This is a genomic window from Pseudomonas palmensis (assembly GCF_017848315.1).
GTDB lineage: Bacteria > Pseudomonadota > Gammaproteobacteria > Pseudomonadales > Pseudomonadaceae > Aquipseudomonas > Aquipseudomonas palmensis.
On record NZ_JAFKEC010000013.1, the window covers coordinates 19,945 to 35,452 of the forward strand.

Here is a 15,508-nt window from a genome sequence, read left to right on the forward strand (position 1 = left end):
CCTTGTCATGATTGCTCTGCTTGCCCCCGACCGTGTCCCCGCCAGCCATTACCAGCGTTTTCTCGATGCACTGCAGAGCGAGGGCTTCAGGGGCGAGGTCGCGCGCGACATGGGCCTGCGTACCGTGCTGGCCACCGACAACTCCATCTACCAGCGCCTGCCCCAGGCGGCCGTGTTCCCCCGTGACGCGCAGGATGTCGAGTTGCTGGCACGCCTGGTCGCCCAGCCGCAGCATCGCTCGGTGGTGCTCACGCCGCGTGGCGGCGGTACCGGTACCAATGGCCAGTCGTTGACCGACGGGATCATCGTCGACCTGTCGCGGCACATGAACAACATCCTCGAGATCAACGTCGAGCAGCGCTGGGTGCGGGTGCAGAGCGGGGTGGTCAAGGACCAGCTGAACGCCGCGCTCAAGCCCCACGGCCTGTTCTTCGCACCGGAACTGTCCACCTCCAACCGTGCCACCGTGGGCGGCATGATCAACACCGATGCCAGCGGGCAGGGCAGTTGCACCTATGGCAAGACCCGCGACCACGTGCTCGAACTGAGCACCGTGCTGCTGGGCGGCGCTCGCCTGGACACCGCACCGATCGACAACCCGCAGTTGCAGGCCTGTACCGCCCGTACCGACAAGGTCGGCGAAGTCTATCGCTGCGCCCAGGCCATTGCCGACGGCAAGGCGGCGCTGATCGAGGCGATCTTTCCCAAGCTCAACCGCTGCCTGACCGGCTACGACCTGGCGCACCTGCGCGAAACCCCCGACACCTTCAACCTCAACAGCGTGCTGTGCGGTTCGGAAGGCTCGCTGGGCTTCATCGTCGAAGCCAGGCTCAATGTGCTGCCGATTCCCAAACACTCGATCCTGGTCAACGTGCAGTACGCCGCGTTCATGGATGCACTGCGCGACGCCAAGGCGCTGATGGCGCACAGCCCGCTGTCGATCGAGACGGTGGACTCCAAGGTATTGATGCTGGCGATGAAGGACATCGTGTGGCACGGCGTGGCCCAGTACTTCCCGCCGCACCCCGACACCCAGACCCTGGGCATCAACCTGATCGAGTTCAGCGGCGACGACCTGGATGCCCTTGAACAGACCGTCGACGCCTTCATCCAGCACCTGCAGCGCGACACCTCGGTGGTGCGCCTGGGCCATACCCTGGCGGTGGGTGCCCAGGCGGTGAACCAGGTGTACACCATGCGCAAGCGCTCGGTCGGTCTGCTGGGCAACGTGCAGGGCGAGGCACGCCCGCAGCCCTTTGTGGAAGACACCGCTGTGCCGCCGGAGAATCTTGCCGACTACATCTTCGAGTTTCGCGCCTTGCTCGACAGCCACGGCCTGCAGTACGGCATGTTCGGCCATGTGGATGCCGGCGTGCTGCACGTGCGGCCGATCCTGGACATGAAGGACCCGGCCCAGGCCCAGCTGATCCGGCCGATTTCCGACGCGGTCGCGGCGCTTACGTACAAGTACGGGGGCCTGCTGTGGGGCGAGCACGGCAAGGGCCTGCGCTCGCAGTACGTGCCGGACTTCTTCGGTGAGCTGTACCCGGCGCTGCAGGACCTCAAGGCCGCGTTCGACCCGTTCAACCAGCTCAACCCCGGCAAGATCGCCACCCCGTCGAGCGTGCCGGCGGCGCGCCTGACCGAGGTGGACGCGGTTACCTTGCGCGGCGACCTGGACCGCACCATCGACGAGCGCGTGTGGCAACACTATGAAAGCGCCGTGCACTGCAACGGCAACGGCGCGTGCTACAACTTCGACCCCAACGACGCCATGTGCCCGTCGTGGAAGGCCACGCGCAACCGCATCCACTCGCCCAAGGGCCGTGCCTCGCTGATTCGCGAATGGCTGCGCCGCCAGGGCGAGGCGGGGGTGGACGTGCTGAACCTGGCGGGAGCGGGCAGGGTAACCGGTGTAGCGCAGCGCACCTGGAACTCCCTGGCACGCCTGGCAGGGCGCAAGGACTTCTCCCATGAGGTGTACGAGGCGATGTCCGGTTGCCTGGCGTGCAAGTCGTGCGCAGGGCAATGCCCGATCAAGGTCAACGTACCGGAGTTTCGCTCGCGCTTTCTGGAGCTGTACCACAGTCGTTACCTGCGCCCGATGAAGGACTACCTGATCGGCTCGCTGGAGTTCAGCATCCCGCACCTGGCGCGCTTGCCGCGACTGTACAACGCGATCATGGCCGCCACACCGGTGCGCTACGCGCTGCAGCACATGGCCGGCATGGTCGACAGCCCGCTGCTGAGCACCCATGACTTCGAAGCCGAGTGCAAGCGCTGGAACGTCAAGCAGGCAAGTGTGGGCGCCCTGGCCGCGTTGTCCGACGAACAGCGCAAGCGCAGCGTGATCCTGGTGCAGGACGCGTTCACCCGTTTCTTCGAAACGCCTCTGGCAGCCCAGTGGCTGGAGCTGATCAGCCGCCTCGGCTATCAGGTGTACCTGGCACCGTTTGCACCCAATGGCAAGCCGTTGCAGGTGCAGGGCTTTCTGGGGGCGTTCGCCAAGGCTGCGCAGTTCAACGCCAAGTCGCTGCTGCTGTTGCAGGCCTCGGGCGTACCCCTGGTGGGCCTGGACCCGGCGATGACCCTGGTGTATCGCCAGGAATACCGCAAGACCCTGGGCAACGACGGTGCCCCGACCGTGGCCTTGCCGCAGGAGTGGCTGGCGTCGGTGCTGCCAGAATCGGCAGCGGTGGTCGACGAAGAGGTCTACCAGTTCCTGCCGCACTGCACCGAAAAGACCAACGAGCCGGCGGCGATCGCGCTGTGGCAGAAGGTGTTCGAACGCATGGGGCTCAAGCTTCAGGTGCTTGCGAGCGGTTGCTGCGGGATGTCCGGTACCTATGGTCACGAGACCCGCAACGTGGCCACCTCCGCGATCATCTACCAGCAGTCCTGGCAACCGATCGTGGCCCGGCATGGGCAGGGTGGCCGGCTGCTGGCCGATGGTTATTCGTGCCGCAGCCAGGTCAAGCGCCAGGAGGGGCAGGGGTTGCAGCACCCGCTTGAGGTGTTGCTGGCGCGGGTAGCCCGGCAAGTGTGATGATGGCCTGGCCTTCCATTGACCCAAACGAGGAGCCATGACTGTAGCGACACGGCGCGATATCCCGCTGGACCTGATCAAGTGGCTGGCCATGCTGACCATGCTGTTGGATCATCTGCGCCTGTTGTGGCCCGACGCCCACGCCCTGTTCATACCCGGACGGCTGGCGTTCCCGCTGTTCTGCCTGGCGATCGCCGCCAACGTCGCGCGTTCGCGCCCTGGCCAGTTGCTCAGCCAAAGCAACACGCGCTACCTGGGCTGGATGCTGGTGTTCAGCGTGATATCCGAAGGGGTGTACCGCCCCATCAGTGCGCTGGGCACCCTCAATGTGATGTTCACCCTGACCCTAGGGCTGCTGATTGCCTGGGGCTTTCAGCATCGCAACACGCTCAGTGCTGCCTTGGCCGTGGGCGCCGCTGTCGCGGCCGCCTGGCTGGACGAGAGGCTGATGTACGGATTTCTCGGCTGCCTGCTGCCGGCGGCCCTGCTGTTGGCCATCAAGCGGCCGGGGCCGATATGGCTGGTGCCGGCCTTGCTCAGCGTGGCAGTCAATACCCGCAGCAGTTTGTGGGCGAGGGCGATGGAAGTGGACGCCTACTCACTGGCCGTACTCGGCACCGCGTTCCTTGCACCGCTGTTCGGCCTGTGGCTGTTACGCATGCCTCTCACCACCGGCATCTGGCCGGTACGCCATTGGGCGTACTGGTTCTACCCGGTGCATCTTGGCGCGCTGCAGGTCATACGCAAACTTATGTGAGCGCCGGGCCTTGCGAGCACTACGCAAGGCTAGGCATCATTCGCGCCTTCTTTTTATTCGGTGACAAGGACCGTTCGCATGCCCATCTACCTCGCAGCAGAGCAGGAACTCATCGTAGGCCAAGCCACTGTAATCGAGGCGCCCGCACAGGAGGGGGCCTTTGTTGTGGTGTTCGAGGACGACGAGGAGACCGGCTACTTCTATGCACTTGACACCACCGCTACCGATAACCCGATTCAGGATGCGTTGCACATCTACAACGTGGACGAGGTAACTGATCGGCAAAAGCCTTCGACAGTGAAGGTCGGCTGGTCCATGGACCATAGCAAGGCGGTATTGCTGATCAACGATCGCCCTCATGCGGTGTTTGATTTCACGGGCAAGCAGGGCTATTGCCATACGGCATTTCCACCACCTGTGGGTAACGGCTGGTCGGAGCAGGGCCATGAGTGGAATGACGATGCGCTGAAATTGTTTGCCTGATGAGGCAGCAAATTGACCAGGAGGGGGCAGGGTACAGGTAGGCGTGACCAGCTGCTTTCCACATTTCAATATAACTCAACTAAATAGTCCTTTAGTTGAGTTATAAGAAAAGGCTAGTTTAGCGGGGAGCAGGGGCATCCTTGATCCGCTGCGAATCCAACCTCACCAACGCAACTAGAAGAGCCGCATTTTTGCAGCAACTTCGACGGTTTTACTGAGGTTGTAGCCGACAACGCGCCACTGTTCGTTTTCTTCAGCCAGCAGCACAGCCTCGGTGACGGTGAGGTTCGAAAAGGCCGATTGGGTCTGAACTGCAGCGTAATGCCCAGGCGGCGCATCAGGCAGCTGTTTGGTGAAGGTGATCTGTGCTCGATCACGTTGCTTCAGCTCGCCCAGGCCCATGCGCAACGTCCCGATGCCTTTTACCCAGTTCGACTCGGTCGTGGTTGCCTTGAGCGCGGAGCCCGCTGTGGCCCAGGTCATGTCGGTTCTTCCGGCATCGAGCAACATCAGGAACTGCACAGCGGTATCGACCACCAGGCGTTGCTGTTGCGCAGAGCCTGGATCGGATACTACGACTGCGGACGCCTGTGTACCGCTGGCGTTTGTGTTGAATGAAACATCGCAACCGGCAATCAGTAACAGGCTGCTTAGAACGGCGAAACATTGCTTCATGCAAAAACCTCGAAGGTTGAGGGGTCCAACGGACGAATGTGGCGTCCAGACGTTTAAAGGTGGCTCTTGTAGCTCATCAGGTACTCGGCATGGCCTGTCTGCGGATCGATCTGCTCTTTGACCACTGTAAAACCCTGGGACTGGTAAAAAGCGATGCTGCGTGAATTCTCCTTGTAAACCCCCAGGCTCAATTCGGTGCGCAACGATTTGACGTGTTCGAGCAATTGACGACCCAGCCCACGGCCTTGCTGGTCAGGGTCCACGAACAGTGCCGCCAGTTGGTTGTCCAGCAACGAGCAAAATCCCTGAACCGCCGATTTGTCTTCGATGACAATTGTCTGTGATGCAGGGATGTAGAGTTCGCGCATTGCCACGACATTGGATTGCCAATACGACGCGTCGATAAAGTCATGGGCCTTGATCGAAGCGCGCAACCAGATGTCGAGGACGCGTTCCATGTCTTGCGGTTCAAATGTTCTTACCATGTCGTCCCTTGAAGTGCGTGCAAGCGGTACAAAGCTTGTGAGTATGCCGCAAAGCGATTCGTGGTGGGAAAGCACGGGGGGCTCAGGGTTGAAATCTGGCCTGGCGTAGTCTTGAGCGGATGATACGATAGTACGCATAATGTATATTATGTTAAATCATGTGTAGCGTTGGTAAGTTCACGTTGTCCAATCCCACATACCTCCGGTCAAATCCCCACAAACCCCCGTTTCCCAGAAATTCAAAAGCTTGGGCTCCATTCATAATCCTATCTGCGCATGGCCCTTCACTAACCTCCGATTGATCCCATCCGATCCTCAACCCACTCGACCATGACACCCACCATGGCGATGCTGCAGCTTTCTGCTACAGGTTAAAGGAGCCATTACTCATTCTAGCCCCCTGGTTCTGTCATGACTCGGCCGGATTTTCCCTCCCTACGTTTACTGGAGGCCAAATCAGCTTCAATCTTTTCCTACGAATCTAGCTGTGGCTGATCGGCTAGCCCAGATAGACCCGGCAGCCCATCCCTTCATCAACATCTGGTACGTCGACAGGTATGTGAATTGGATTGCTCACAATTGGGCACAGAAAATCCTCACCGCCAGTACCACAGCTGCATTATGGGTCTGGAGAAAATGCTCAATTGGAGCTTTGCTCATGACCTGTCACTCGTTGACTGGCGCCGCAACGATTTTGAGAACTACGCAGAGTTTGTGCTCAACCCGCCAAAAGCTTGGACTGTGTACGGCAAACAGGCTCGCTTCGTGCAGGAACCCGGCGTCGCATTTGAGGGCTGGTCTATAAACCCAATCTGGCGCCCGTTCCTTGATTCCAGATCAATTGGTGATGACGGCGAAATCGAGAAAAATGTCTGGAAGCGAGAGATTCGCTGCGCGACGCAGTTTCTGGATTTTTACCTCAAGGATACTTCAGCCTCACGTGAAAACGTTGCCGCACAGCCCCTTGCTGATCTTGCTTTCAAGCAACCCGAAGTCACTCCCAAATTTCTTGGGCGTGCATGAATTCCGAATAATTGAGATGTACCTGATCATGGGTAGGTACTCGGGCCGCCGGCTCTGGAGCGTCATGGGAAACGCCAGGTCGCCCAGCCATCTCGATCAGTTCAATCGTAGGTCGGACGGACGCTCGGTTGAGCTTCGCTCAGCCAAGGATGGCTGGCTGCCGCTGTCACCTCATTTCGATGAAGTCTTTGGTCGTTACCTGCGTTACCTGAATATTGATCCGCTCCACCCTCTCCCATCGATTCCAACTTTCCCCAAAATTGGTTTGTATCCACGCTACAGCTCCAGCATCGCCCGCCTGCTGGCACAAGAACAGCCCCATGCTTCACGTCTGCACTCCCCTCGCCCATGCTGCTCTTACGAGCAGCTAGAGAAGCCATGTGCGAGGGTCAGGTTACCGCCATGCGGTCAGCATCAAGCCCTATCTGGCGCTCTACGGTGGTCGCTAAGCTGCTACCTTCGGCGCTCAGGCTAGAGCCATCCGTTCTCAGATGCCATTGACGAGGGCCTGGTGGTTGCGATGATGACGTCGTCCTCAGTGGTCACCGTTGCCAAGTACCCTTCATACTTCATCGCGTTGACCAACCTCCGATTTGACTCGGTGTTTCTCACCTTGATCTTCTTGACCTTCGCGCTCACGGTTTTGAAGTCCTCATCGTCGAGCAACCCTAGAGCTGCAGCAATGTCCGGCCACTTCATCCCGAGAAGACATTGTGTCAGCATTTCAGAGCGCTGCTCCGGGGTGAGGCTCGCGTTGCGAACCAGATGTCGCAGCACAGGCATCAGCGAATCAGCAAACCTTTCGCCAGCTTGATTGGCCAGCATCGATACACGGCCGAGCTCTGGAACCGCTTCCGGTTTGCTTTCAATCGTCTCCAGGCTAAGCCCTGACCACATCTGAATTTTCTGTGTGAGTGACAGCGCTTTGCTTCTGCTGAGCGTGAGCATCGTGTCAAGCTGGAGCGAGCTCATATCAATCTCTGCTTTTGCTAGATCCCAGCGTTCAACCAGGTACTTGCCTTCGAAGTGTGGGCAAGTATTCAGTACGATCTCCCTGACTTCCGAGCTGTATGGCAAAAATGATGAGGCTACCAGCATGCCCCAGCGACCCTCAGGTAGCGTTGTTTTTATCATTGCTAGGTCTTGAAGCACGACGCCATCGAGCAATACCTGGAGCACGTCATTACTGATACCGGTGGAGCCCAGAAGATACTGTTGCAGCGACCAGTCTGCGCTCGTTGACTGCCACAGCGTGCCTTTGAGAGGCGAAGCATTCCGAGCGATGAAGCCGGTGAATACGGCTGTGGGTTCCGATCCGATTTCTTCGTCCGAGACGTTGCCGTCTGGCCCAACGACTTTCTCAAAAAAAATCCACACTGCGTCAGCTTTGGCCACCAGGCGATCACTCTCAAGTGCCTTTGCCCAAAGATATCTCGGGGCGTCAGTGAGTGTGTGTAGGTCACAGGTCGTGTGATCGAAGAGTCTATTTGTCAGATCGTGATCTGCGTCCACTTCTGCTAGTAAGCTGGTCAAGGAGTCGCTTGATTCATCCAGGACAGCGGACTGATCTAGCAATGCGCTACCGAGCTCATCGGCGTGAGAGAGCAGATAATTACCGAGCCCATTGATGCCCAAAGCCTGCAGCCTACGCAAGGACACGATGCCCACATCTGCAGGTTCGGATTTGGCGTCTTTAGAATCCTGCCCAGCTTCTGACTTCGCGCATATCAGCGATAGCATAGGCAGGTTGATCTTGATGCAGCCCCAGTCGATCAGCCTTTCGAGGTCTGCGAGACTCATCGTATGGCCCAGTGAGGCAAACTGGACTGGGTACGCCCTGAGCCACGCCCATGCTCCCACATTGCTCTCTAGTCCTGGCATCAGCCGTGAAGCATCTTCCAGCCCATCGATTGTAGGCACCAGATCCGTCGAGGAATCACCGGCCAGGGTCTTGAAGTCGGATTCCGGCAGGTTGTCGACGATTGCTTTGACGAAGGACTGACGGGCCTCGCTTCCTTCAAAAACGCCACCAGCGTCCCCCGTTTCCCTAGCGTTGAAAAGGCTATTAAACAGTTTGGGTTCGAGGCGGTACACGGCGCGAATAAATCCAGCCGCGTCTGTTCGACTCAAAAGCTCGCGCACTGCGATGGCCATTCGTTCGGTGTGCTCGTTCAGACCGCTCCTCAGTATATGGCCTAGCTGTGTGTCTGCTGAGCCAGCCGCGAGCGAGGTTGGTCGGGCGCTGAGACAGGCGATCAAATCGACGATGATCCCCCTACCCTCGTCGAGCTCGTCGCTCTTGAGCTTCTCCAGCACGGTACTCGGGCTGTCGACAGGCGTGGATACTTTAGGCAGCACGCCACGTCTCAATGAAAGGATCAGATCTTTGTCACCAGGCGTCAGCGATCCCTGATAGAAATAACCTAGGTAGTCGGTGTAGTCGGCATCGAGAAAGCCATGCTGCATTAGATAGCTCACGACATCCAAGCCTGGAAGATTGCTCCTTACGACCTCTCCATACCCTTTCTTGACGGCGGTCGTGAACGACATCCTGATGACCTGATCCGATTGTCTCTGCACCGCTGCGATTTCGTCCGCGATGGTGCTAAGTCGCCGCCCAAGCAAAGCATGGCGCCGCTCATAGGATGTGGCGGTGAGCAGCTCAGTCATTGAGATGTTCCGAGAGGCGTAACTAGTCGCCCGCCCATATTGCTCCACGGCATCCGTTGTGAGGGTCGTGGCATTAGTCTTCAGTAAGTCGAATACTTCGTCGGTTACGAATTCCTGCGGCGTGTACCGGGTACCACCGCCTCGCACATGAGTCGCGAGGCTGGAATCGGTCAATCGAAGAAGCGTGAACCAAACGTAGGCCCTCAGCTCAGTGACATTGTTGGCCAGCTCGGCGACTCGCTCATCCCGCTCAAGCCGCAAGTCATCAAGTCGCTTGGCATTGGCGCTGTTCTGCTGGATTTTCCAGGTATCGAGGCCCTTGATAACGCCATAGATCGCCCCCCTCCGTTTGACCAGGTCGGCATACGCGCCGGGATGGAGATTTCGGATGGCGACAATCGCAAACAGCTTGTCTGGCTCCAGGCGTAGGCCGCTGGCAAGGATATTTGAAAACATATCGAATTCATTGACGATATTTTTCACCAGCCGGAGGTCATCGATGTAGTAGCAGACCGTCTCCACCAGTCGACGGTCGAGGTGTTCGCCCAAGGGTTTCGATTTGAAGGTTCGAAGGTTCAGAAGCTCCATCATCTTTTCCTGGGAGTTTTCCGAGTTGATGACGGGGATCACAGGGACGATGAGGTCAAAAAATTTGGTTTTCTCGCCGACGACGAACATCTCATCGCGCAGCGCGTAGACGAAATAGACAGGTCGTTTCACCTGAGGTGATTGCTTGATGATGAAATTGATTTCCCGCAATCGGGTGAACACGTCATGAATGCCGAATCGGTCGAGATCCTCAATGATCACCACGTCAATGCTGCTTCGCTCAAAGCAGTAAATGATCTCATCGATATTTTTGTGCAGGACGGAACCATGGTGAGTGGTCTCCAGTTTGCCGCCTTTGAGCGTCAACCCATCGATACTAAACAGCGAACCCAGCCTCAGACACGTGTGTAGCAGGTGTATGCATCCTAACGCGGCGATCCCGACGGCTAGAGGGCTCGGGATCAACAGCAGCCATTCCATGAGCCAATTCGGCTCGATCCTTGGCAGCTTTTCCGCCACAGGAACGTAAAGTCTCAGCGCTGCCAAAATGAGGGCGCCATAGCAGAGCGTTTTCCACCAGATCTTCAGGCCGGAAGCCTGATCGATTCTCTTAAGGCGGGTCTTGGGAAGCGTCTTTGCTGGGACGGCGTACAGGAGCTGCTGGACGATCGTCTCCTCGATCCTAGCAACGAGATCGGATTCAGCCTTGTTTGCCTCGGATTTAGATTCCTGCCCTGCTTTGGTGGAGGGTTCGGAGGGCCGCGAAGAATCCGAGGCCACGTCGGTATCGCTAACAAGATCAGACGCCCCGGAGATTTCGTTATCCTTGCCGAAGGTAGCCAACGAAACAAACGCGTAGACAAACTCCGGGTGGCGGTGGACGAAGGTGCGAAGCACGCTGCTCTTCCCTGCCCCGTACTCCCCCGTAATAGCGATGTTCCTGACTTGATCGTTCCTCAGACCGTTTAATAACTCACGCTCATACCGCTGTATCTTCTCAGGCTCAATGAGCACAGGGGTTAGCGGCTGGAACAGATTTTCATGAGTAGGCGTGGCCAAGAACGCATAAGCGGCCTTGTAAGCAGCGACGACCGCGCAAGGGTATCGTTGTAGGGCGGCCAGCTTGCGGCGAGTCTCGTTGTTCCAGACGAGATAGGCATGTACTGCCCGGTGATAGATGGCGCGCAAGCGAATGAACATCCGTGTCTCCAAGCAGGCTGGTGGCTACCAGGCATTCATCTGCCGAAGACTGAATGATCGATCTTGGGTCTAGCGGGAAGGTGAACTTCCGGTGAGCCTGATATGAGGATTGGGATGATAGCTCACGGCCATCTTCGCCTGCGAACCCTTTGTTCACCAGGCAAGAGCTAGGCGCTAGCTTACCTCTGCACGATCCGCTGCATGAACAGGCCGGGAGAGGATTAATCAGGCTGAGAAGAACGCTATTTGGGCCGGCCTAGCCGGTGCTGCCGGATCGAGAATCTTGGGAGCTTGGACTTTATGTGCATACGGAGTATCGGTCAGCCGCTAGCCGCCAACAAAAATTACCATCACCATGCGCGGGGCCGCGCATACCCTCGCCTGCAAAATATGTGAGTTCATCTTGGAGGCTTACGACTGATGTCTGAATCGCCCCGGACTTTATAGACACATTCTTTGCTTCGTGGCCGCCCCCGGAAGTCCACAAGCGAAGCAATGCCGCGCCCGCAACGCACCTGCAGCGAGGCAAAAAAAGATCGTGGCCATTTGCTATATCGTCGAGTGCCTACTACTTTTCCAAGCGCCACCGTCGCGTCACCAGGAAGGTGGCCACCTCCCCCCCCCAGTCCATGCAGCAAGGAGCTCTCAGAATGGGTATCAGTGCCAAAGTAAATGCTGAGTTTTTGATCGACAACAAGACCTACAAAGCTTCGCTCAACATCCCCAACTCCGCACCGACTGCCGATAAGCCGTTCATCTTCACTGTCACCTCCAAAGGCGAAGCCGCAGACGCGGTACTGCAGACACTTCTCGAAGTCGCTGTCGGCGCTACCGACCAGGTATACGTTGCAGTTGCACCCCCCATGGACCTGATCTCCGACGCCATTGGTGGTGACGCCAAGGTCGTCCAGGCGCTCAACGTTGAAGTCTCCGAAGGCAAATACAAAGACGGGAAATTCGAAGTCTAGGCCTGACTCCTCCACGGTGGGGCATGTCACTATGCCCCACCGCATTGATGTACCTGCCTGCGGGAGGGCCCCTCGCCCATGGATATCCGCGTTACGGCGCACTTTGCCTGGTCGGAGATTTTTGGTCGCAAGATCGCCGCCCGAAGCAAGTGCCAGCTGGACCTGTCACGCCAGTACAGCCTGATCTATGCAGACCTGGGAGCAGAGGATGCACAGGGGTGGAATGTTCTCGCTGAACTCAACAAAGCCTTCGATATCAAGCTTCCGGCCGAATATCTGAGGGTGATGGATGCCGGGTTCTTCACATTCAGTCATTTCGGCAACGGGGCGGTCCCCCCGAACACCTCTTTGCACAAGATTTTTCCGCAATCGCCGGTTCCACTCAGTGTCTCCAGTGCCACCGAGCCGATGACCAATACAGCGGGGTTTTGGCTGACGGTAAGCCTCGACGATATCAAGCTGTTCGGCAGCCTGATCGAAATAGGGTACGCCTCGCCCTCTGGCGACGGTGACAAGCTCTCACTCTCCGCGGTGCTGGCTAGAGGGACTGTCGCCGGCAAGGCGGTGAGTGACGCGATCTACTTGGCCAGCTTGCCGAACATCCGCTTGTTCAAGCTGTTCGGCTTTGAAGAGGTCGAGGTTCGATATCGCTTCAAGGAAGCCAGACAGCTCAATGTCAAAGGCAAGCTGCGTGTGTCCCTTTTTGATGAGAAGCAGTATCTGTTCGAAGGGGTACTGAACTCGGACGAGGTCAACAGAACCTTCTCAGCCTGCTTGAAAAGTGCCGAACCCGATCAAAGCGTTACCAGGCTCTTCGGCGACCAGATGCGTGGCATTACCTTCCAGCGCCTGGTGTTCGGGATATTCGCTCGCTATGGCGACAACGAAGATCAACGAACATTCCAGGTCCAGGGTACGGTCAGAGTCGGCTCAGCCCAGCTGACCGGGTACATCTACCTGCACAACGGCAAACCCCAGGTGGCCAGCATAAAAGTCGACAAGGCACTGTCGATCGGTGATGTGTTCAACCAATGCATCCCGGGGGCCCCGTGGCCGACCTCGCTCATCGACATCACCTTCAAGGCAGGCAGCGAGCTGTATTACCGCTCGGCCGCTGGAAGCCAACTCGCAAGACTGGAGACATTCTCATGCCCTGCCGAGGGGGACCTGCCCGATCGTCAACTTAGCGCCAGCATCGACTACCAGAATGGGTTCAACATAAGGGCGCTGTTCGACCTGACACTCGTCAAGACCCTGGAAGTGGTCGGCACGATCCAGATTGCCGAGGATGGCGTCACTGCCGATATCAGCCTGGGCAAGCCCATCGACCTCTTCATCGTGACCATCGCGGCATCACGCGCCTCACAGCCCATCGGCGGGCCTGCGTTCGAGCTGTCTACCGTCGAGAAGAAATCCTCTATGGGTTTCGTTGGCAGCCTATGGTTCATGCAGGAACAATTTGGCGTCGACGTCCGCGTGAAAGCCACCAGAAACGCGAAGGGAAACACCCAGGTCGACGGTACGCTCACGGCGCTATCGAACTACCCACCGTTCCTGCCCGCTGGCACATCCCTGGGGCTTCGGTACAGCAAGGACGGTGGCTTCCAGGTGACGAACTGGCCAAGTTTCGAGTATCTGACCAACGCCATCGATTTCATCAAGACACTGCAGAAACTCTCCGACCAGGGCAGCGCCGGGTGCGGCAAACTCGTCGGGTTCGCCTTCGAGAAGCTTCTACAGTCGAAATTCCGCGTGAGTGTCTCGTTTGGTACCCAGGAAAACGATGAGGGGGTAACGCTGGTCCTCGATGGGTCCTATACGCTCTGCGTCGCGCAGACCTCCCTCACCGCGGTAGCGATTCCATTTCCAGGGTTGGTGTCGATCCCCCTACCCAACTCGATCAGCTTTTCCGAGTTGGGCAACTACATCGAACGTGCTCTGGCTGCAGCAGCTGAGTCATTTGTCAAAGCCCTGGTGAAAAACCGAGAGGCCATTGCTGCCGTCATTGGCCTCACCGCGGGAAAAGCCGCGGCCTCCTATGCCGCTACTCTTGCCTGCCAGGCCTTGATCGACGGTGTAGCAGCAGATGCTGTTGTTGCGACAGCTGCAGAGACCCTTGCCGCAGCCACGGCCGCAGAGGCGGGGGCCGGCGCTGCTGGGGCCCTGGTCGCCGGGGCCGTAGTCGCGGTTGCAGATTTCTTTTCTGGCACAGGCACAGGGACTGGCACTGGCACTGGCGGCACAGGAACAGGAACAGGAACAGGAACAGGAACCGCGACACAGAGCCCGCCTGTTGATCCGCGAGTCACCATCACCAACCGTGTGGTCACTCTGACCTGGGGGGGTGGCCAGGGCAATGCGCGCTATCACGCGCAATTGCTCGACAGTGCCGCGACCATCCTGCTGAACAACCCGGACCTGGCGGGTGCGGCCCGGCAGACCCAGTTCGAGTTTGGCCCAGAGTGGCCTTCAGGCCCTTACACGGCCCAGGTCCAGGGTGTTCATGAACAATCGGCCACCCGCTGGGCGGCGGCTCCCTTCAACCGGCTGACAGCGCCGGCCCAACCCAGCGCTCAAGCAGACACCACGGTCCCGGCGCCAGCATATGGAGTGCAGCTGAGTTGGGCACCGATTGCCGGGGCCTCCTCGTACGAGCTCTCTACCCGCCTGCCGGGGAGTGCGACCGATAGGGTCCAGATCGAGCCCGGCGCAGATCAGTCGCTCCCACCTGCGACATACGCATTCATTTTCGAAGAGGCTTCCCCAGCGGGAGATTATCGCTTCAGCGTAACGGCCAAGGGTGGGCATGCATCCGTAGCGAGTCCAGACAGCGAGCCGCTGACGCTTGTACGTCCAGGCCAGCCCCAGGACTTCCAGGCCAGCAGTATCGGCAGCAATGTTGCGTTGCGCTGGCGTTCGGTTGCTGGTGCATTGCGCTACCAGGCATTGGCGCAGAAGAAAGGGGCTGCCCCTCTGGTTATTGAGCTGCACGCCCGGGAGGAAAGCGGCGTCGAGCATGCAGACTTCGCTCTACCCTGCCCTTCGCATTCGCCTTCCGTTTACCAGGTGCAGGTCTGGGCGCTGCCTGGCGCCGACCAGGTGAACTACGTAGCGGGCGTGCCGTCGGCCGTCGTCGAGGTGACGATTACGCCCTATGCAACCGCATTAGAAATGGCCACCGCGCTGCATGCCCTCACTATCGAGGGGAGCGCGTGCGGTACACAGTTGATAGCGGCATTCCCGAACCTGACACCGGACACTTTGGCCATCGCCATGGCGCAAGGCGGCTACCCGGCCATTGAGACCAGCAATGGCCTGCTTGCTGTGTGGCCTGATACCCCACCTCTTGAGCTGGCGACCGTACTTGCCCTGGCGTATCCCGATCCGTTGCAGTTTGCCGCCTCCCAGCGTGACCAGGGCGTGCCTGGAGAGCTGTGCGCAGTCAATCTGTTGAAGGCATTCCCACAGCTTGGCGTATCAGAGATGGCGCGCGCCATGGCAAAGGCAGGTTACCCCGCAACGGACACCGCGACAGGCCTCAAGGTGGCGTACCCCGCCATCTCGCCTGTGGAGCTATCAACTGCGCTGGTGCTCGCTTATCAGTGACGCCGCCATGCCGAGCAAGAAGGTCCACCGTTCAACTGCGTCATTC

At 58.5% G+C, this 15,508-nt stretch carries 9 protein-coding genes; 6 read left to right on the forward strand and 3 right to left on the reverse strand.

Features of this window, described 5'->3' with window-relative positions; all coding sequences use genetic code 11:
• Window positions 1-7 precede the first annotated feature (7 nt).
• The 3 genes from ydiJ to JZZ72_RS10030 all read left to right on the forward strand — a co-directional run bounded on the left by ydiJ (window position 8) and on the right by JZZ72_RS10030 (window position 4,286).
• Window positions 8-3,046, forward strand: a complete 3,039-nt coding sequence (ydiJ, locus tag JZZ72_RS10020; RefSeq protein WP_210014413.1) for a D-2-hydroxyglutarate dehydrogenase YdiJ — start codon at window positions 8-10, stop codon at window positions 3,044-3,046.
• A gap of 37 nt (window positions 3,047-3,083) precedes the next feature.
• The gene (locus tag JZZ72_RS10025; protein ID WP_043862795.1) at window positions 3,084-3,803 is read left to right on the forward strand and encodes a TraX family protein; all 720 of its coding nucleotides are present in this window, start codon (window positions 3,084-3,086) and stop codon (window positions 3,801-3,803) included.
• A 78-nt stretch (window positions 3,804-3,881) separates the two neighbouring features.
• On the forward strand, window positions 3,882-4,286 hold the full coding sequence (locus tag JZZ72_RS10030) for a DUF2251 domain-containing protein (RefSeq protein WP_043862796.1): 405 nt from the start codon (window positions 3,882-3,884) through the stop codon (window positions 4,284-4,286).
• A 174-nt stretch (window positions 4,287-4,460) separates the two neighbouring features.
• Here the strand turns inward: JZZ72_RS10030 and JZZ72_RS10035 are convergent, their stop codons facing one another.
• Both JZZ72_RS10035 and JZZ72_RS10040 read right to left on the reverse strand, forming a co-directional pair.
• Window positions 4,461-4,961, reverse strand: a complete 501-nt coding sequence (locus tag JZZ72_RS10035; protein WP_058540192.1) for a DUF4019 domain-containing protein — start codon at window positions 4,959-4,961, stop codon at window positions 4,461-4,463.
• A 53-nt stretch (window positions 4,962-5,014) separates the two neighbouring features.
• On the reverse strand, window positions 5,015-5,446 hold the full coding sequence (locus JZZ72_RS10040) for an N-acetyltransferase (protein ID WP_210014428.1): 432 nt from the start codon (window positions 5,444-5,446) through the stop codon (window positions 5,015-5,017).
• A 564-nt stretch (window positions 5,447-6,010) separates the two neighbouring features.
• Between JZZ72_RS10040 and JZZ72_RS27800 the strand changes: the two genes are divergently transcribed.
• Window positions 6,011-6,469 (forward strand): hypothetical protein, encoded by a 459-nt coding sequence (locus tag JZZ72_RS27800; RefSeq protein WP_231390589.1) that lies wholly within the window; start codon window positions 6,011-6,013, stop codon window positions 6,467-6,469.
• A gap of 471 nt (window positions 6,470-6,940) precedes the next feature.
• Here the strand turns inward: JZZ72_RS27800 and JZZ72_RS10050 are convergent, their stop codons facing one another.
• Window positions 6,941-10,888 carry a YobI family P-loop NTPase gene (locus JZZ72_RS10050; protein ID WP_210014414.1) on the reverse strand — a complete coding sequence of 1,316 codons (3,948 nt, stop codon included), beginning with the start codon at window positions 10,886-10,888 and terminating at the stop codon, window positions 6,941-6,943.
• Window positions 10,889-11,538: 650 nt separating this feature from the next.
• Between JZZ72_RS10050 and JZZ72_RS10055 the strand changes: the two genes are divergently transcribed.
• On the forward strand, window positions 11,539-11,856 hold the full coding sequence (locus tag JZZ72_RS10055; protein ID WP_054914501.1) for a hypothetical protein: 318 nt from the start codon (window positions 11,539-11,541) through the stop codon (window positions 11,854-11,856).
• Between the two features lie 78 nt (window positions 11,857-11,934).
• On the forward strand, window positions 11,935-15,462 hold the full coding sequence (locus JZZ72_RS10060; RefSeq protein WP_210014415.1) for a hypothetical protein: 3,528 nt from the start codon (window positions 11,935-11,937) through the stop codon (window positions 15,460-15,462).
• Window positions 15,463-15,508: the final 46 nt, after the last annotated feature.